We start from the raw sequence: 19,686 nt of genomic DNA, 5'->3' as shown, positions 1-19,686 counted from the left end.
AGAAACGCTTAAAAAATAATATATAAGCGGATTTACAAGCAATGTTCTTTTGACAATTTATTAACAAAAGTTTCATTGAAAAATAAAAAAGAGATGCTATTTTTGCATCAGAAAACAAACCCGGGTAGTACCGGGATTTTAAAGTGTCTTTTCATAATTTAGGTTTATAATTGGTTAGTAACAAACCCCGGTGCCCATCACCGGGGTTTTGTTTTAGTTACTTCTTTTCTCCTTTATCCGTACTGCTTCCCGGTTTTGCAATGGATCCGCGCATATCTGTATCTGCCTGTATATTTTGCATCCGGTAGTAATCCATTACACCCAAATTACCATTCCGGAATGCTTCAGCCATAGCCAAAGGCACCTGTGCCTCGGCTTCGATTACTTTGGCACGTGCTTCCTGTGCTTTGGCCCGCATTTCCTGCTCGGATGCCACGGCCATCGCACGGCGCTCTTCCGCCCGCGCATTGGCTACCTTGAGGTCGGCCTCCGCTTGGTCCGTCTGCAATTTTGCCCCTACGTTTTCTCCGATATCGATGTCTGCAATGTCAATAGACAAAATCTCAAACGCAGTACCGCTGTCCAGTCCTTTTGCCAAAACAGTTTTTGAAATACGGTCCGGATTTTCCAACACCTCTTTGTGATTGGAAGCCGAACCGATCGTAGTTACAATCCCCTCTCCTACGCGGGCCAAAATGGTCTCTTCACCTGCTCCACCCACCAACTGATTGATATTGGCTCTTACAGTAACCCTTGCTTTCGCGATCAGCTGAATACCGTCCTTAGCCACGGCCGCTACAGGCGGCGTATTGATGACACGTGGGTTGACCGATATCTGCACGGCATCAAACACATCCCGTCCCGCCAGATCAATGGCCGTCGCCAGCTTGAAATCCAACGGAATATTGGCTTTGTCTGCTGAAATCAATGCCTTGATTACACTGTTTACGTTTCCACCTGCCAGGTAATGCGTTTCGATTTCATTCGAAGAAATATTCAGTCCGGCCTTGGTGGACGTAATCATCGCATTGGTAACCAAGGCGGGCGAAACTTTGCGCAGGCGCATCAGTAATAAATTCAACAAATTGACCCGGACACCGGACAACTGCGCGGTGAACCAAAGGTTTACGGGGAGCAAATAAAGTAAGACAAAGAATGCTACGATAACTCCGACGATCATCAGAATAGGGGTGAAATTGGGATCCATACGGTCTAATATGTTTAATGATGCTGTTTTAAAACTTCTAAAGATACAACTTTTATTTGTTTTACGCGGCAATCCGGTTTTATGTTTGGATAACCCAACCCAAACCGCTATTTTTAACGCATTTCAAAGATAGCTGCTGATCACCATGAACATTATACCTGTAGTGGATACACGTACAGCCCACTTGTTTGTAACCATGCCATTGCGTCTCTATCGGAATGATCCTAATTATATCCGGCCGCTCAACGCGGATGTTGAAGCCGTGTTTGATCCCGAAAAGAACCCCCGCTTCCAGCGGGGGAATTGTGCACGGTGGCTGTTGCTGGATCGTTCGGACAATCCGATCGGTCGTATCGCGGCGTTTTACGAAGAAAAAACCGGCAATACCGAATCCTGGGTGGGCGGATGTGGTTTTTTTGAATGCATCCACAATCAAAAGGCCGCCGATCTGCTGTTTGATACGGCCAAGTCATGGCTGTTGGAACACGGCGTAGAAGGGATGGATGGTCCCATTAATTTTGGCAACCGGGAACGTTGGTGGGGACTACTCGTTGACGGCTTCCATCCGCCGTGCTACTGCTGCAACTATAATCCTCCTTATTACCAGGAACTTTTTGAGCATTATGGGTTCCAGGTATATTTCAAACAGTTTACCTACCGCCGGGAAATTGCCACGCGTCTTTCCAGCAGAGTAGGTGAAAAAGCGCTGGTTGCCCTTCAGGATGCAGGATACACCTTCGGGCATATTGACCGTCGCCAGCTTGGGAAGGCTGCCGAAGATTTCCGTTCCGTATACAACGAAGCCTGGGCAAAACACGAAGGAGTAAGTCCGATGAGTGCCGAAAGTGCACACAAATTGATACAGAGCATGAAACCCATCATCGATCCGAAAATCATCTGGTTTGCATACCACGAAAATCGGCCGGTGGGCTTTTGGGTCAATATACCGGACGTTAATCAATTGATTGTCAAGTACACGAATGGCCGACTTACATTACCCGCGAAAATACGCTTTCTGTGGAACCGGTGGCGTAAACGTTGCAAAACCATGTTTGGCATCGTATTCGGTGTGGTACCAGCGCACCAACGCAAGGGACTCGAAGCAGCTCTCGTGGTGGCTGCTGCCAAGGTCGTGCAGGACCCCAAACAACTGAAGTACGAAGAATTACAGATGAATTGGATCGGCGATTTTAATCCGAAAATGATGAATGTAGCCCGGTATATCGGTGGTACGATCTATAAAACGCACCATACCTACCGTTACTGGTTTGATCGTACCAAACCCTTTGAGCGGCATCCCATACTTTAGGCTTGACTTTTTTATTTTTACAAACGGGAGAACGGCTAATTAACGATGAAAAAAATATCATTCAAGGCACATATATATATTGGCTTTTCCCTACTTATCGGTATCCTGTGCATCAGCCTATTCTATATACTGTATCAATTCAGATACATTGACATTTCGCACCAGATACTTGACAACATCAAAATTACCATCCTGATCACCGCAAGCCTGACCTCTGCAGTCATCTGCTGGCTGCTCGTTTATGCCACCAAGACTTTCGAACGGCAAAAGAAGACAGCATTACTCATCCGCGAAACCAACAGCAATTTAGCCAAGCTTTCCGAAGAAAAGGAACTAGACAACTGGATATTGAGCGGTTTGGCCAATCTTGATGAAAAAACCCGTGGTGGACTCAGTGAGCAGGAAATTGCGACGATTACCATCCAGGAAATCTGCAAGTACCTCAACGCAAAGATTGGGGTCATTTACCTGAAAAGCAGAGCAGATGAAAACACATTCGTACGGATGGGATCTTATGCTGCCGACGTGCAATCCCTTCGCCCCAGCATAGAAAGCGGCCAAGGCCTCGCGGGTGAATGCATCGCCTCCGGGGAAACCATCGTCCTTTCGGAAATACCCAAAAACTACCTGACGGTTACGTCTTCGTTGGGCAATAGCAAACCTGAATACCTCGTCATACAACCACTTGTCTACAAAAACGAAGCCGTTGGTGTAATGGAACTTGGCTTTTTCCGCAAAATTGATGATACGATACTGCGTTTTCTCGAAAAGGCCGCAGTTAACCTGGCCACTGCAACTGAGGTAGCCATAGCCCATGCCACCCTCACCCTGCTTTATGAAGAAACACAGCAACAGGCCGAGGAACTCGAAGCTCAGCAAGAGGAGCTACGGACCACCAACGACGAACTCATCCACAAAACCCATCAGTTAGCGGCATCTGAAGAAGAATTGAGGATACAGCAGGACGAGTTGAGACATACCAATCTTGAACTTCAGGAAAAGGCGAGGTTACTGGAAGAGCGCAATTTCTCCATCGAACAAGCCCGTCAGTCCATCGCGATGAAAGCGAACGAACTAGAACAGTCGGGCAAATACAAATCGGAGTTTTTAGCGAACATGAGCCATGAGTTGCGAACCCCATTGAACAGCATTCTCATACTCGCCAAACTGTTGGAAGATAATAAACCCGGTAACCTCTTGCCGGATCAACTGAAATATGCGTCAGTGATCCACAATGCCGGGAAAGACCTGCTACATTTGATCAACAACATTCTTGATTTATCAAAAATCGAATCCGGGAGCATGGAGCTGGTGATCGAAGACACAATGCTGTCGTCCATCGCCCAGGATTTGTTGGACCTCTTCAATGGTGTCGCAAACGGAAAATCAATTGATTTTAAGGTCGTTGTTGACAGCACCCTACCCCCTATCATCGCAACAGACGAACAGCGCCTGCGGCAGATTCTAAAAAATTTACTTTCCAATGCGTTCAAATTCACGAAAGAAAACGGAAAGGTAGAGCTTATGTTTACACGGGGTGCGAATGATACACTGGTGTTATCCGTAAAAGATACCGGTATCGGCATCCCCGAAAGCAAACAGCAATTGATATTCGAAGCCTTTAAACAAGCAGATGGTTCAACAAACCGTAAATTCGGAGGTACCGGTTTGGGGCTCTCGATTTGCCGCGAACTGGCCACCATGCTGGGCGGAGAAATCCAGCTTGAAAGCCGGGAGGGGGCAGGCAGCACCTTTACCCTGATACTTCCCATGCAGTTTAAGGCGGAAGCAGCGAGCGCAGTCGTTACCGACTACACCGGCTCACCCACGGTAACAGTACCGGAACAAGAGATGCCAACTGGGCCGCAGGTACCTCCGCAATCGGCTAACACCGGAAATCCCAAAAGGCTACTGATTATCGAAGACGATCAGAATTTTGCGGAAATACTGGAAAATTGCGCCCATGAGCATGGATTCGAGACGCTGGTCGCCCACCAGGGCGACACAGGACTGCAGATGGCTGTGGAACACCTACCCGATGCAATCATTTTGGACCTTGTACTACCCGCAATGGATGGCTGGACCGTACTGAAAAAACTGAAACTCAACCCCGGCACCGAAAATATCCCCGTACACCTGATGTCGGCAGACCGGCCAAACAGGCGAAAAATCAAAGAAGCTGCCGTGGGCTTTCTTAAAAAACCAGTTGACAAAAAATCATTGGATGATGCATTCGAACATCTTCACAAGATGACCGAATCTCCACTCAGAACGGTATTGGTTGTCGAAGATCAAAAAATCCAAAGCGATAGCCTCAAAACAAGCCTGGAAGAAAGTGGTGTGGACGTGATACAAGCTTTTACCGGCAGTCAGGCAATTCAGTTCCTTACATCCGGCGAACATTTCGACTGTATCATTCTCGATATCAACCTGCCGGATAAGTCCGGAGCGGATTTGCTCGATGAAATCAAAGGTATTCCTCAATATGCAGACACACCCGTTATCATCAACACTGCAATGGACCTCAATGCAGAAATGACGGACCGCATGCTTCACCACACGAAAACGCTGGTGATGAAATCGGATAAATCGAACAGCCGGATCCTCGACGAAGTAAATCTGTTTATAAACCGGATAAAAAATGGCACGCCTGCCGCGCATTCTTTCCCTTGGCTTGGCGGATCTCTATCAAAAAAGCAACCGCTTGACAATGCGTTGGAAGGCAAGCGTATTTTGTTGGCAGATGACGACATGCGTAATATATTCGCCTTAAGCACGGTTTTTGAATCCTATAACCTGATCGTGGAGACGGCAAATAACGGAACAGAGGCCCTGTCCATTCTTCAGCAGAAACCCGGTATCGATTTGGTATTGATGGATATTATGATGCCTGGGATGGATGGTTACGAAGCCATCGCTAAAATCCGCACCCATAAAAAGTTTGCAAAACTGCCCATCATTGCGCTTACGGCAAAGGCGATGCCGGACGACCGGCGGTTGGCACTTGAGGCGGGCGCCAATGACTATATCACCAAACCCGTAGATGTGAATAAATTACTTTCGCTCATACGGGTGTGGATCAGCTAATAAGTGGCAACTAAAATGAGTTTGTCGTTTGAAAACCTGGAAGAATTGATTGAATTGGTCAACCATGTCCATGGTTTTGATCTGAATGGATATTCGCGTGCTTCGCTTAAAAGGCGTATTTCCCGTATCCTCGATTTGTATAGACTTGATTTCCGTGGATTGAAACACAACCTGATTAATACTTCTGGCTTTTTCTACCGCTTCCTTGGTGAGATCACGGTCAACGTCACCGAAATGTTCCGTGATCCGCTTTTTTACGTTGCATTGCGTGAGGAAGTTTTTCCCTATTTGGCCACTTTTCCGCACATAAAGATATGGAGTGCAGGTTGTTCCACCGGTGAAGAGGTTTATTCATTAGCCATACTACTTAAAAAACAAAATCTCTATGACCGTTCTTTTATTTACGGCACAGACATCAATTCAAAGGTTCTTGAAACGGCCAAACAGGGTATTTTTGATCTAGGAAAGATGAAAGTGTACTCCGATAATTACTTACAGACGGGATGTGACGATTCTTTTTCCGACTATTACACTGCGGGATACGGCGCGGCTGCCATCCACCACGATTTGCGAAAAAACATCCTGTTTTCGATTCATAATCTCGTTTCGGATGGCGTATTCAATGAATTTCAGTTGATCACCTGCCGTAATGTCCTGATTTATTTCGATACAGCATTGCAGGAGCGTGTGTTTAACCTTTTGTATGAAAGTTTAGCCCTCTTTGGTTTTCTTGGTCTGGGATCAAAAGAGACCCTCCGATCGGAGCACCTGAGAGAGCGTTTTAGACTTATTAACAAAAAACAAAATATTTATCAAAAGATTGCCTAATTTAACTCCATATGCTGTTAGCAAACTTCAAAAAATTGAAGTACTGCTATTGGCATGCTCTGCCGGTGGATTTAATGTGTTGTTCAACATGCTCAAAGTATTCCCGGGAGGCCTGCCAATTGCAATCGTGGTCATCGTTCATCGAAATGCCCGATATGAAACTAACATCGAGGAGAGCATCATGACCAAATCTCATATTACCGTCAAGGTGGCGGAAGAAAAAGAACCTATCCGGCGAGCTACGGCTTATTTTGCGCCGGCAGGATATCATTTGTTGATTGAGCCGGACCATACTTTTTCACTGGATATCTCGGAACCGGTAAATTTCTGCAGGCCTTCCATTGACGTAACCCTACAAAGTGCTGCCGATGTGTATGGACCGGCCATCGCAGCGGCATTATTATCCGGAGCCAACCAAGACGGTGCACAAGGTATGTGTGCGGTGCAACGCGCGGGAGGACTCTGCATCGTACAGGATCCACGGGAGGCAGCGGTCAAAACCATGCCCGAAGCAGCGATCGGACTCGGGGCGGCCGATCTTATTCTTACAAACGAAGAACTCATTACATTCAGCCGACAGCTGGATACTTATATTTGACAGAAATCAGTTGACAGAAATCAGCATGGAGAAATTAAAATTAGTTATTGTTGATGATAAGGAGGAAAATGTACTCAGCCTAAAGGCACTGTTGGCCGATATCGACAATTTAGAAATATGGGGGAGCACTTCACCGAACGAAGCACTGCGCTATTGCTGGAACCAGGATGTGGCCATCGCATTGGTGGATGTACAAATGCCCGAGATCAATGGGTTTGAATTTGTCTCGTTATTGCAGAGCAATCCGAAAACCTGGCAAATCATGGTAATCATGGTGACTGCAATTTCCAAGGAAGACAAATTTCTCCTTAAAGGACTGCACAGCGGCGCCGTGGATTACCTCTATAAGCCCCTCAATCCGGACATCACGATTGCGAAGGTCAAGTCGTTTATGCAACAAGTGTATATCCAACGGGAGCTAAAACGGAAAAATGAAGAGCTGGAACGATCCCATATAGAGCTGGTCAAGGCAAAAAAAGAAGCGGATCTTGCCCGGAAATCGAAAGAAAATTTCCTCGCCAACATGAGCCATGAGATACGTACTCCTATTAACGGTATTACGGGAATCACGACGATGTTGCGAAACTCCCCCCTCAATGAAGAACAGTCGGAATGGTTGGATTACCTGGAAAATGCTTCACAGCAGCTACTGCTAATCATTAATGACATCCTCGACCTTTCCAAAATTGACTCGGGCAAAATGCGGCTGGATTATGCCAAAACATCGCTTACCAACATCTTGAAAGAACTCACGAATTTATTCGCCTATAAAGCCGAACAAAAAGGAATTGCGTTTCAAGTAGTCAGCGACGAAAACCTGCCCAAGCATATCCTTGCAGACTCATTGCGCCTGACGCAAATATTGAGTAACCTGATTTCCAATGGCATCAAATTTACTGAAAAAGGAAGCGTCACGCTCGAAGCCAAACTCCTCAAGCGATCAAAACATCGCGCACACATCCAGTTTTCCGTAAAAGATACCGGTATTGGCATCACCGACAGTGCGCTGGATAAGATTTTCCAGTCGTTCGAACAGGGAGAGGAAGGCATTACCAAACGCTTTGGCGGCACCGGACTAGGGCTCGCCATTGTAAAGCGCCTGGTCAACCTGCATCAAGGCCAGATCCATGCGTATAGTGAACTGGGTAAAGGGAGCGAATTCGTTTTTCAATGCTGGTTTGACGAAGAATCTTCCGAAGCAACCCCCAAATCCGAAAAAAGACAATATACGGATTTACCGCCGCTGACTGACATCCGTATACTCCTTGCGGAAGACAATGAGTTGAACAGCTTTATGGTTACCCATATGCTCAATACCTGGGGCATCACTGTCGATACGGTAAAAAATGGAAAGGAAGCCCTGGAAAAAGTAGAAACTACTCCATACAACTTAATTCTTATGGATGCACATATGCCCATCATGAGTGGATTTGATGCAATCCGTACCATCCGGAACGATCCACAGGAGCACATCCGTAAGATACCCATTATTTCTATTTCCGCTTCGGTACTGCAACGTGAGCAGCAGGCTGCATACGCCGCGGGGGCCGACGCCGTAGTGGGAAAACCATTCGATCCGGTATCCTTGTACCAAATCATCAAGACCCTGACACATACGACGACAAAAAACACAAAGTGACATTAAAATTACAATCAGGTGATAATTGCACTTTTGTACATTTTTAAATTCGACTACCTTTGGGGCGCAAACAAACAGCAATTTGAAATGAAGCGATTATTTTTGATGCCCGTAGTAGCGGGAGCCGTTTTTTTCGCCGCCTGCGGTGGCAACCAAACGAAAGAGCAATCTTCCACTGAATCAACTGAGTCAGCAGCCCCCACAGAACAAGCACCTGCTGCAGATATTCCGGGGTTAGATACAGTGGCTGTAAGCAATGACCTGACCTTAAATGCGAACGATCTAATGACGTTTGATAGAAAACTCTTCCGGGTAAAAGCCGGTCAATCGGTAAAACTGACGTTGCATAACGTAGGAGAGATGCCTAAAGAATCCATGGGACATAACGTGGTTGTCCTTGCGCCTGGAACCGATCTTCCTGCTTTTGGTGGTGAAGCCATTAAAGCGGTTGACACCGAATACATTCCGGTTACCTTTGGATCATCCATCGTGGCTCACACCAAATTATTGGGACCAGGTGAAACGGATGTTATCGAATTTACGCTGGACGAAAAAGGTGTTTATCCTTTCGTTTGCAGCTTTCCGGGTCACTACGGTGTGATGCAAGGAAAAATTGTAGCCGAATAAGACAAATAGCCTTTCATTTTTATAAAAAGACAGCCGTACGGCTGTCTTTTTTTGTATCTTTGACCATCTGAGTAGACTAACATCATCACATGCAATACGACGTCATTGTAATCGGTAGCGGACCCGGCGGATATGTGGCCGCTATCCGCTGTGCGCAATTGGGCCTGAAAACAGCCGTCATTGAAAAATACAGCACATTTGGGGGTACCTGCCTAAACGTAGGGTGTATTCCTTCCAAAGCCCTTCTGGACTCTTCGGAACATTACCACAACGCTGCCCATCATTTCGGGAGCCATGGTATCAATCTGAGCAATCTCAAAGTTGACATGAAGCAGATGATTGCCCGGAAGGATGATGTTATCAAGCAAAATGTAACCGGCATCGAATTTCTTTTCAAGAAAAATAAGATTGACAGCTTTACCGGAGTGGGATCTTTTGTGGATAAGAACACCATCAAGGTGACAAAAAATGACGGCAAGACCGAGCAGGTCAGTGGCAAACATGTGATTATCGCGACCGGATCCAAACCGACAGCGCTGCCTTTTCTCCCCGTTGACAAGAAGCGGATCATCACTTCTACCGAGGCATTGGCACTTGCAGAGGTACCCAACCACCTCATCGTTATCGGTGGCGGGGTAATTGGTCTGGAACTAGGCTCAGTCTACGCCCGGCTGGGTTCAAAAGTATCCGTTATCGAATACGAAAAAACCATCCTTCCAACCATGGATGGCGGATTGGGCAAGGAACTGCAACGGGTATTAAAAAAAACACTAGGCATGGAATTTTACCTGGGCCACAAAGTAACAGGAGGAACGGTCAAAGGGAAAAAAGTGACGATCACCGCCGAGGATCCAAAAGGGCAGCCTGCAAAATGGGAAGGCGATTACTGCATCGTCGCTGTGGGCCGCACAGCCTATACGGAGGGACTCGATTTGGACAAGATCGGCATCAAGTTGGAAGAACGGGGTAAGAAAGTACCGGTAAATGAAAATCTGGAAACACCGGTACCGGGGGTATATGCCATCGGTGATGTAATCAAAGGAGCCATGCTTGCCCATAAGGCAGAGGATGAAGGTGTCTTCGTTGCCGAACGCATTGCGGGGCAAAGACCCCACATCGACTACAACCTGATCCCGGGTGTCGTATACACATGGCCCGAAGTAGCCAGTGTCGGGAAAACCGAAGAACAACTGAAAGCGGAAGGCCGCAGCTACAAGACCGGCTCTTTCCCCTTTAAGGCCAGCGGACGTGCAAAGGCCAGCGGCGATACAGACGGGTTTATTAAAGTATTGGCGGACACCGAAACAGACGAGGTGCTGGGCGTACACATGATTGGGCCGAGGGCAGCAGACATGATTTCCGAGGCGACCGTCGCCATGGAATACCGGGCATCGGCCGAAGACATCGGCCGGATTTGCCATGCACACCCTACCTTTACGGAAGCATTCCGGGAGGCGTCTTTGGCTGCCACGGCCAACCGGGCGATTCACATGTAGAAGACATGAATTTCCATACACGCAAGTGGGTAAAACCCGAGGACCTCAACCCAAACGGCACGTTGTTTGGAGGCACATTGCTCCGATGGATCGACGAAGAAGCCGTAATTTATGCCATTGTACAACTAGGTAATCCCCATGTGGTCACTAAATTTATTTCTGAAATCAACTTCGTAAGTTCGGCTAAACAGGGTGACATTATCGAACTGGGTATTACCGCTACGCACTTCGGCCGGACATCTATTACACTTACCTGCCAGGTGCGCAACAAAATAACACGCCAGCGTATCTTAACAATAGATAGATTGGTATTTGTCAATCTCGACCCGGAGGGGAATCCATCACCACACGGAAAGACGGAAATTACATACGCCTATTCGGGTGACCGTCCTTAAGATCGTTCTTCGTGCCTCAACTTCCTTTCGACGAAAAATGGGGCAAAAGGAATCAGCGAAGCAAGGAAAAATATCGCCACACGGCTAAATTTCCATTTGTATTTGTCTGTGCACATCCACAGCAAATAAACGTAGGCGATAAACAGGATGCCGTGGGCCCACCCCACATATTTAACACCCAAAGCAGCCCACTCAAAATCAGTGGTACGCTTCAATACAGAAAATGTAACCAAGACAACCATGGAGATCCCCTCTACCAAGGCAACGTTACGAAACCAATCCAAAATTTTGTTATTCGCGCTCATGATGATTAAATTGGGCGCAAAATAGGCAATTATGTACCATCCGGCACCATAGTTAACAGGCTTTGACCAAAATGTGACCGTTAACCGATACTTTTGGGTTTCCCGGCTTTCCAAAAAAAAGCGTAAGTTTGTAGCCACCGTATTTTTGATCTGACAGCAAAAAACAGGAATCAATCTCAGGAAACAGAATATATATGAACTACGACATCATTGTAATCGGGAGCGGACCGGGTGGTTATGTTGCGGCCATCAGGGCATCCCAGCTTGGTTTTAAGACCGCCATTATAGAGCGGGAGTCCTTGGGCGGCATCTGCCTCAACTGGGGCTGTATTCCCACAAAGGCTTTGCTTAAAAGCGCACAAGTATTTGAATACCTTAACCACGCCGAAGACTATGGCATTAAGGTAACCGGCGGTGAGCCCGATTTCGGTGCTATTATCAAACGTAGCCGTGGGGTAGCCGACGGTATGAGCAAGGGCATCCAGTTTCTGATGAAGAAGAACAAGATCGATGTCATCATGGGTACTGCCCGCATTAAAAAGGGCGGAAACATTGAAGTAAAAGATGCAGAAGGCAATACCAAAACGTATCAGGCAAAACATACCATTTTAGCTACAGGCGCACGCTCGCGTGAATTACCCAACCTGAAACAAGATGGTAAGCGAGTGATTGGCTACCGCCAGGCAATGAACCTAGAAAAGCAACCCGAGTCATTGGTGGTTGTGGGATCCGGAGCCATCGGTGTTGAATTTGCCTATTTTTATAATGCCATTGGGACGAAAGTGACCGTAGTGGAATATCTTGACCGCATTGTGCCGGTGGAAGATGAGGAGGTATCCAAACAACTGGAACGCAGCCTTAAAAAGGCGGGTATTCAGATCCTTACCGGTGCCGAGGTACAGTCTGTAGATACCTCGGGCAAACTGAGCAAAATACAGATCAAAACGTCAAAAGGTACCGAAACGATCGAAGCTGAAACGGTACTCTCAGCAGTTGGCATTACTCCCAACATTGAAAACCTCGGGTTGGAAGAAGTGGGTGTCAAAACAGAGAAGGGCCGTGTAGTGGTAGATGATTTCTATAAGACGAATGTGGAAGGTGTTTACGCCATCGGTGATATCGTGAAAGGCCAAGCCCTGGCACACGTAGCGTCTGCCGAAGGCATTACCTGTGTCGAAAAAATCAAAGGCCTGGATGTTCATCCCATCGATTACAATAACATTCCGGGATGTACGTACTGTTCGCCGGAAATTGCTTCAGTAGGATACACCGAAAAAGCGGCGAAAGAGGCCGGATATGAAATCAAAGTAGGTAAGTTTCCCTTCTCCGCATCCGGCAAGGCGAGTGCTGCAGGTGCTAAGGATGGTTTCGTTAAAGTCATCTTCGATGCCAAATACGGGGAATTTCTAGGTGCCCACATGATCGGTTTCAACGTTACCGAGATGATTGCGGAAGTAGTGGTGGCACGCAAACTGGAAACCACCGGACACGAAATCATCAAATCTGTACATCCACATCCTACCATGAGCGAAGCCATCATGGAAGCAGCAGCCGATGCATACGGAGAGGTGATACACCTATAAACAGTTAGTAAGGGAGGGCAATGCCTTTTCAGTCATTGCCCTCCCTCCTTTTAAACCGCAGCTAGCTCCTGAATCCAATCCAAGAATTAATTTATCCCGGATTAACCAACCGTGAATGGAAGGTGATTTTTGTGGGTTCCCGCCCTTCTGTCGTTTCTATTAGCTGAAAGAGCAACTCAGCCGCCTTTCTCCCCTGGTCTCCGGGAAATTGTTCGATAGACGCCATGGGTGGGTTTTCTATATATTTCCAAAGCGGATAATTTGCATAGCTGATAAAGTGGATATCCTGATTGAGGGCGACTCCCCGTTTCCGTACGGCTTTCATTACATCCATTGCCACATAATCATTGAAGGAAACCACCGCAGACGGCCTATCCGACAAAGCCAAAAGCTGCAAAATGGCGGCCTCATTACCCTCAGGCGTCAGGTCTGTATTGACCATGTATTCTTCTTTAAACGGTATACTGTGTTTGGATAGACCTTTTCTGTATGCCTTTTCGCGCTCCATGCTAGCCAGCAGACGTGCGGGACCATTAATCAGCGAGATCGCATGGTGCCCACAGGAAACAAACCGATCAATGGCTTCCAGCATACCGGTCTCCAGATCACAATATACCTTATGTATGTTCTCAATATCCGGTACACAATCAAAAAAAACGATGGGTATACCTGCGCTTTCCATCAGTTCTATAAAGGGATAATTTTGCGTATTCTTGCCGATTGACATCAGTACGCCGTCGACCCGATGCGTTTTCAGTGTCTGGAGTATGCGCATTTCACGGTCGGCATCGTCCAGGGATTGCCCCATGATGACTGTATAATTCTTTTCACTGGCCACATTTTCAATTTCACTGATCGCCGCTGAAAAAAAAGGCTCCGACAGACTTGGGAGCACTACCCCTACCGTAAACGTCTTACGCTGCTTAAAAAAAATTGCTGTTTGGTTGGGTTCGTAATTTAATTCAGCCGCGACCTTCTTCACACGCATCGTAGTTACCAGCCCAATACTTGGGTGGTCATTCAGTGCCCGGGAAACGGTAGAAGGTGAAATCTTCAACCGTTTGGCAATTTCCTTGATTGTTGCTGGCTTCCCTTCTTTCATTGAAGTGCAAGATACTAATTATCACCCAAAGTCGCATAGTTAAAAAAGATACATACCCTTATTTCGCCGATTATCCAGGACACCATTCAAAGAAGGAGTACGAGTTTTGGTTCCGTTTACGGCTGTCTTTGCCTGAGGGCTAACCTGCTGGTCAGAAAAACTACCGTTACGCACATAATATAATGCCTCAGCGATCATATCCTCTTCAACATCGCCAAAATCTTTTGTGAGATCATCGTAAATCAATTTATCGACTTCCATGCCTGAAAAATAGTTGCCGTATCCCACTGAATTAAATGTCTGGAACGATACCGCATAGAGGTCTACCCCTAAGATATTCCAGTTGAAAAATCCAACCGGCTTTCCATACGTTCTGTGCTCACCAATCAACTTTACGTCCACGTGCGGCGTTAAATTGTTAATCAATAGCTCGCTAGCTGATGCAGTCCCTTCCGTTACCAAAAAATAAATGCGGCGAAGGTTGAGGGCATTCGTCTTATGGAAATGCACAGGAGAGAAATCAATGCGGACCCGATGAGCCAGTAAAAAGTCGTCCAATCGAGGATTCACCTTATTCGTATACATTAACCCGCTGCCTACCGATGAAGGTGCTAGCAAATTTGAAAGATACTCAGCGGTCACGACGGCTCCTCCCCCATTGTATCGGAGATCTACGATCATTTCCTCGACCCCTGCCCCCTCAAACCGTGTCATCAGTTGATCCAGTTGCTGTTTAACATACGTCGCGTTTCCCCAATCGTTGAGCGTTGAAACAAAGGCATCAAACGCAAAGTATCCCACTTTCTTTTCCCCAACGGTATACACCTGACTTGCCAATATAGGCTGCAATTGATAATTGCTACGATTCAGTTGGAGTGACACCTCACTCCCATCCGGCTTTCGGAGTAACAGATCCACACTGTTGCCATCCAGCGCATTGAAAAGAAAATCAAAATTATCAGCTTCTATAGATGCGAGCGATAAATCGCTTCTGCCATTTATGCGTAGCACCTGCCACCCCCTTTTTACGCCAGCTTGATCTGCAGGTGAACCTGGATCTACTTTTTTGATATACAGATCTGTGTCGTTATGGTAACGAACGTCAAACCCGAAGCTACCGGCTAGTCCCTGCTGTATTTCCGCATTAACGGTTCCCCAACGGTCCAAAAAGCTGAAACGGTCGAGCGGATTTCCTTTCTCGTCTTGAGCATATGTCTTCAACGATTCCAAGACCGCATCCGCAGAATTGAAGCGGCCGGTGTTTCCCCGCACATCCCCAAACCAATCGGGTAAATCGTCCTGCCACAGGTAAAACCCATACGTATACAGATAAACCGAATCTTTCAATAGGTCTTCGTCCGTATCCGCCTGTTTAGGGCGTTCGAGCTTCGGCATGACTGTATCCTCGCTACAAGCCGACATAACGAGGGTTAACACCCCCATTACCATAAAAATTTTTATCGTCATTCTATTCATTTGTCGTCTGTCAAAATCCGTTCTACATCCACGCTATCCACACCCGCAATCCTTGCCAGCCTATCATCGCCGGGGGCATGGATATATAAAACATCCTCGCTCTCCAAGCCGTTTTCCGCCAGCAAAAACGTCATGGGTTCCTTCTGCTGGCCAGCCAGTTCTTCTTCAAAATACACTTTGATAACCCGGTCCAGCCCTTCCCATTCCACATGCCTCAATTTATTCAACTGCATGGCAGGGTTTCCGCCGGTCAATATAAAAAGCGGCTTCCCGTTTTCGTGTGCTGCCCGCATAATGTCCCTGACGGATTCATAAAGCAACAGTTTTAAGGGGAGTTTTGCTGTAAAATGGAGCCGATCAAACTGTGCTTGGTACTTGTTATCGATACCGAATACTTCAGCGCCCCGTTCAAAAAGTCTGTCTTCGCCGTGATGCATATAGGCCGATTTCAGAAACTCGGTCAGATCTTTGGCGGGCGGCACGGTTTCGGTGTATTCAAGCAAATTTGCGAACAGATAATATACTTGTAAAAGATAATCCTTTTTTGGAAAAAGCACATCATCCAGTCCAATGACAAGTGCCCTTTTTTGATAAATATTCACGTCTGTTCGCATATACCGGTTGGAATCACAAATAACAGAATGGTTTAATTCATCCGCTAATCGGCAATGCAACATAACGCTATTTCATCGCCGGAGTCCGACGGCGTAAAAACACCCGATAACCCATCGAATTGCCGATTCACCCTTTTGCCGACAATCACCGTATCTGCGGACAATATGACCAAAGGCATTTGTTTGGGTGGATTTTCGATGACGGGAAGCTGAGTTAACGTATTCACAGCGGGCACCCATACATCAATGCCGTATTCCGAAAAAAGGGGTCGGGCCTCAGCCATCGGGTGGAGTTCCTGTATCCCCAAGGGAATCACCACCGAAATTTCCCTATCGAGGCATCTTTTAAGTACTTCGTGTACGAAAGCAGGTGCATTGGGATGCGGAATTCTCAGGAAATTCCCCCCATCTATAAGCACCTGCGGCACATCGGCTGCTGAGCCGAATAAAGGGACATATGCTGCGGGCAGTCTCTTTGCTACGCGTTGGGCAAACGGCTGCATACCCTGTGTAATCAATACCTTATCCTGCATGGCGGTCAACCGATTCAATCCGTCCATCTTTAATATGGACAATACGGTCGGCAATCGTTGCCAACTCCTCGTTATGTGTCACGACGACGAAGGTCTGATTCAATTGCGCCCGTAGGTCCATAAACAGCTTATGTAATGCTGCTGCATTTTCAGAGTCGAGGTTTCCCGAAGGTTCGTCGGCAAGAATAATGGATGGATTGTTTACCAAGGCACGTGCCACCGCTACCCGCTGTTGCTCACCGCCTGACAATTCTCCGGGTTTGTGATCGGCACGCTGCCGTACCCCCAACAAGTCCAGCAATTCCGTCGCCCGGTGCTCCGCCTTCTTCCGGCTCTCCTTTTTAATAAAAGCGGGGATGCAGACGTTTTCCAGCGCCGTAAACTCCGGGAGTAGGTGATGAAACTGAAAGACGAAACCAATGTGTTCGTTGCGGAACATGCTCAGTTGCTTGGCTTGGAGCGATCCGACGTCCGTTCCGTTTATGACTACCTTGCCCCGGTCGGGGCGATCCAATGTACCTATAATGTGTAAAAGGGTACTTTTGCCGGCGCCGGATGCGCCGATCAGGCTCACGATCTCTCCTTTGGCAACGTGGAGGTCTACTCCTTTCAGAATCGGTAACGTGCCGTATGATTTATAAATGCCAGTAGCTTGTAGCATGCTGCGAAGGTAGGCAATTTTTAGAGGTTTCCCTTGACCATTCCCGATTAAAACCCTACTTTTACGCCAAATTTTTCGCAAATGAACATTCACGAATATCAAGGCAAACAGATACTGAAGAGTTTCGGCGTACGGGTGCAGGAAGGCATTGTCGCTGAGACGCCTGAAGAAGCTGTGGAAGCAGCCAAAAAGTTGAAGGAAGACTACAACTCGGACTGGGTGGTGGTGAAAGCCCAGATACATGCCGGTGGCCGTGGCAAGGGTGGCGGCGTGAAGCTGGCCAAGAATCTTGACGAGGTGAAACAGCGGGCTTCCGACATCATCGGTATGCAACTGGTGACCCCTCAAACGGGGCCGGAAGGCAAAAAGGTAAACAAAGTATTGATTGCCCAGGATGTTTATTATCCCGGCGAAAGCGAAACCAAGGAATTTTATATGAGCGTGCTGCTGGATCGTGGCCGCGGCCGCAACATCATCATGTATTCCACGGAAGGCGGCATGGACATTGAAGAAGTCGCCGCAAAAACACCGCATCTTATTTTTAAGGAAGAAATTGATCCGAAAGTCGGCCTCCAAGGCTTTCAAACACGTAAAATTGCCTTTAACCTCGGGTTAAGCGGTGTGGCGTTCAAAGACATGACCAAATTCGTTGCTTCCTTATATAAGGCATATGATGCTACAGATTCTTCGCTCTTTGAAATCAATCCGGTATTGAAAACTTCGGACGATAAGATTCTGGCTGTAGACGCAAAGGTGAATCTGGATGAGAACGGTTTGTTCCGTCATCCGGATTATGCGGAGATGCGGGATGTAACCGAAGAAGACCCCACAGAGGTAGAAGCTGGCGAGTCCAACCTCAACTATGTAAAGCTTGATGGAAACGTAGGCTGCATGGTGAATGGTGCCGGGCTAGCCATGGCTACCATGGACATCATCAAACTGGCAGGAGGCGAACCCGCGAATTTCCTGGATGTAGGGGGCACGGCAAATGCACAAACCGTCAAAGCTGGGTTTAACATCATTCTGAAAGATCCGAATGTAAAAGCCATCCTCATCAACATTTTTGGAGGCATTGTACGGTGCGACCGCGTAGCTCAGGGTGTTATTGATGCGTATCAGGAAATCGGTAATATTCCCGTTCCGATCATCGTCCGCCTTCATGGCACAAACGCCGAAGAAGCCAAACGGCTGATTGATGAATCCGGGTTGGAGGTTTACTCGGCTATTTTATTAAAAGAAGCCGCAGACCTGGTAACCAAGGTTTTATCGTGACTATAAAATTTAAATGATGTATCAAAGCCTCCAGTTTCATTGGAGGTTTTTTTGGTTTTAGTATATCCGATGATTGCAGCCCTTATCCACTGGAACATATCTCCCGAAATCACCAAACTTTTCGGGGTATTTCCGGTACGCTACTACGGCTTATTATTTGCGATGGGCATTGCTGCCGCATATTATGTCATGGCTCGGATATACAAAAAAGAAGGTATTCCACCTGAACAATTTGAGCGACTGGCAATCTATACGATATTGGGAACCTTTATCGGTGCGCGGCTTGGACATTTTATCTTTTATCAACCCGAATATTTCTGGAAGGCTCCCATTGAAATATTTCTTCCCATAGCAAAAATAGACGGGGCTTATCGGTTTGTTGGGTTTGGCGGATTAGCCAGCCACGGTGGAACCCTTGGTATCCTCATCGCTATCATCCTATATTGCCAAAAAACCAAGCTGGGTTTTCTTTGGGTAGTGGACCGCCTGGCCATTGTTGCCCCCTTAACGAGTGCTTTTATCCGGATCGGGAATTTCATGAATTCTGAAATCATTGGCAAACCCACGGGAGAGGGTTACGGTATCATCTTTCAACGGGTAGATAATCTTCCCCGCCATCCCGCCCAGCTTTACGAAGCGGTTTCTTACCTGGTTATTTTTTGTGTAATGCTTTTTCTGTACCAAAAAAATAACCGACCCAGTGGCTTTATGTTCGGGATATTTCTGATTTTATTATTTTCTGCCCGCTTCTGTATTGAATTTTTCAAAGAAGATCAGGTTGCCTTTGAACAAGGGATGGCGCTTAATATGGGGCAATGGCTAAGTATCCCCTTCATTTTAGCCGGCATAGCATTAGCGCTATACAAAAACAAACCTACGCCGGCAACAGTTGAATTAACAAATGGCTGATCGCCGGAAGCCGATCGCTGAAAGCGGATAGCTACAAACAACCGA

The 19,686-nt window shown here is 47.0% G+C and carries 18 protein-coding genes; 11 read left to right on the top strand and 7 right to left on the bottom strand.

Annotation, left to right across the window (positions count from 1 at the left end):
* Positions 1–217: 217 nt before the first annotated feature.
* Positions 218–1,207 carry a flotillin-like protein FloA gene (floA, locus tag IEX60_RS05025; RefSeq protein ID WP_188748091.1) on the bottom strand — a complete coding sequence of 330 codons (990 nt, stop codon included), beginning with the start codon at positions 1,205–1,207 and terminating at the stop codon, positions 218–220.
* A 145-nt stretch (positions 1,208–1,352) separates the two neighbouring features.
* Here floA and IEX60_RS05020 point away from each other — a divergent pair, with 145 nt between their 5' ends.
* The 8 genes from IEX60_RS05020 (at position 1,353) to IEX60_RS04985 (ending at position 11,186) form a co-directional block, all read left to right on the top strand.
* Positions 1,353–2,516 (top strand): hypothetical protein, encoded by a 1,164-nt coding sequence (locus IEX60_RS05020; RefSeq protein WP_188748090.1) that lies wholly within the window; start codon positions 1,353–1,355, stop codon positions 2,514–2,516.
* Positions 2,517–2,561: 45 nt separating this feature from the next.
* Complete coding sequence (locus IEX60_RS05015; RefSeq protein ID WP_188748088.1) at positions 2,562–5,603, top strand: hybrid sensor histidine kinase/response regulator; 3,042 nt, start codon at positions 2,562–2,564, stop codon at positions 5,601–5,603.
* Between the two features lie 15 nt (positions 5,604–5,618).
* Complete coding sequence (locus IEX60_RS05010; RefSeq protein ID WP_188748086.1) at positions 5,619–6,431, top strand: CheR family methyltransferase; 813 nt, start codon at positions 5,619–5,621, stop codon at positions 6,429–6,431.
* A complete protein-coding gene (locus tag IEX60_RS05005) occupies positions 6,424–7,029 on the top strand; it encodes a chemotaxis protein CheB (protein WP_308420733.1) in 606 nt (201 codons plus the stop codon). The genes IEX60_RS05010 and IEX60_RS05005 overlap by 8 nt, the downstream gene beginning before the upstream one ends.
* A gap of 25 nt (positions 7,030–7,054) precedes the next feature.
* On the top strand, positions 7,055–8,668 hold the full coding sequence (locus IEX60_RS05000) for a hybrid sensor histidine kinase/response regulator (protein WP_188748082.1): 1,614 nt from the start codon (positions 7,055–7,057) through the stop codon (positions 8,666–8,668).
* An 87-nt stretch (positions 8,669–8,755) separates the two neighbouring features.
* A complete protein-coding gene (locus tag IEX60_RS04995) occupies positions 8,756–9,295 on the top strand; it encodes a plastocyanin/azurin family copper-binding protein (protein ID WP_188748080.1) in 540 nt (179 codons plus the stop codon).
* 89 nt (positions 9,296–9,384) lie between these two features.
* Positions 9,385–10,791 (top strand): dihydrolipoyl dehydrogenase, encoded by a 1,407-nt coding sequence (lpdA, locus tag IEX60_RS04990; protein WP_188748078.1) that lies wholly within the window; start codon positions 9,385–9,387, stop codon positions 10,789–10,791.
* Positions 10,792–10,796: 5 nt separating this feature from the next.
* On the top strand, positions 10,797–11,186 hold the full coding sequence (locus IEX60_RS04985; RefSeq protein ID WP_188748076.1) for an acyl-CoA thioesterase: 390 nt from the start codon (positions 10,797–10,799) through the stop codon (positions 11,184–11,186).
* Here IEX60_RS04985 and IEX60_RS04980 read toward each other — a convergent pair.
* Entirely contained in the window at positions 11,183–11,629 is a 447-nt protein-coding gene (locus IEX60_RS04980) for a DUF3817 domain-containing protein (RefSeq protein WP_229717424.1), read from the bottom strand. The two genes, IEX60_RS04985 and IEX60_RS04980, sit on opposite strands and share 4 nt — an antisense overlap.
* A gap of 56 nt (positions 11,630–11,685) precedes the next feature.
* Between IEX60_RS04980 and lpdA (IEX60_RS04975) the strand changes: the two genes are divergently transcribed.
* Positions 11,686–13,074, top strand: a complete 1,389-nt coding sequence (lpdA, locus tag IEX60_RS04975; RefSeq protein WP_188748072.1) for a dihydrolipoyl dehydrogenase — start codon at positions 11,686–11,688, stop codon at positions 13,072–13,074.
* 91 nt (positions 13,075–13,165) lie between these two features.
* Here the strand turns inward: lpdA (IEX60_RS04975) and IEX60_RS04970 are convergent, their stop codons facing one another.
* Genes IEX60_RS04970 through IEX60_RS04950 form a run of 5 tightly spaced genes read right to left on the bottom strand, consistent with a single transcriptional unit; the run spans position 13,166 to position 17,460 of the window.
* The gene (locus IEX60_RS04970; RefSeq protein ID WP_188748070.1) at positions 13,166–14,176 is read right to left on the bottom strand and encodes a LacI family DNA-binding transcriptional regulator; all 1,011 of its coding nucleotides are present in this window, start codon (positions 14,174–14,176) and stop codon (positions 13,166–13,168) included.
* 39 nt (positions 14,177–14,215) lie between these two features.
* Positions 14,216–15,643 carry a S41 family peptidase gene (locus tag IEX60_RS04965; RefSeq protein ID WP_229717423.1) on the bottom strand — a complete coding sequence of 476 codons (1,428 nt, stop codon included), beginning with the start codon at positions 15,641–15,643 and terminating at the stop codon, positions 14,216–14,218.
* 5 nt (positions 15,644–15,648) lie between these two features.
* Entirely contained in the window at positions 15,649–16,266 is a 618-nt protein-coding gene (locus tag IEX60_RS04960; protein ID WP_188748066.1) for an HAD family hydrolase, read from the bottom strand.
* A 44-nt stretch (positions 16,267–16,310) separates the two neighbouring features.
* Positions 16,311–16,826, bottom strand: coding sequence for a hypothetical protein (locus IEX60_RS04955; RefSeq protein WP_188748063.1), 516 nt, complete (start codon positions 16,824–16,826; stop codon positions 16,311–16,313).
* Positions 16,789–17,460, bottom strand: a complete 672-nt coding sequence (locus IEX60_RS04950) for an ABC transporter ATP-binding protein (protein WP_188748061.1) — start codon at positions 17,458–17,460, stop codon at positions 16,789–16,791. The genes IEX60_RS04955 and IEX60_RS04950 overlap by 38 nt, the downstream gene beginning before the upstream one ends.
* An 81-nt stretch (positions 17,461–17,541) precedes the next feature.
* Here IEX60_RS04950 and sucC point away from each other — a divergent pair, with 81 nt between their 5' ends.
* Together sucC and lgt are read left to right on the top strand one after the other, a co-directional pair.
* The gene (sucC, locus tag IEX60_RS04945; protein WP_188748058.1) at positions 17,542–18,732 is read left to right on the top strand and encodes an ADP-forming succinate--CoA ligase subunit beta; all 1,191 of its coding nucleotides are present in this window, start codon (positions 17,542–17,544) and stop codon (positions 18,730–18,732) included.
* 69 nt (positions 18,733–18,801) lie between these two features.
* On the top strand, positions 18,802–19,641 hold the full coding sequence (lgt, locus tag IEX60_RS04940) for a prolipoprotein diacylglyceryl transferase (protein ID WP_188748056.1): 840 nt from the start codon (positions 18,802–18,804) through the stop codon (positions 19,639–19,641).
* The last annotated feature ends 45 nt before the right edge of the window (positions 19,642–19,686 follow it).

The sequence above is a fragment of the Parapedobacter defluvii genome, from assembly GCF_014642075.1.
GTDB classification, from domain to species: Bacteria; Bacteroidota; Bacteroidia; order Sphingobacteriales; family Sphingobacteriaceae; genus Parapedobacter; species Parapedobacter defluvii.
The sequence above is the reverse complement of the archived record's forward strand: the minus strand, read 5'-3'. Positions and strand labels throughout refer to the sequence as shown.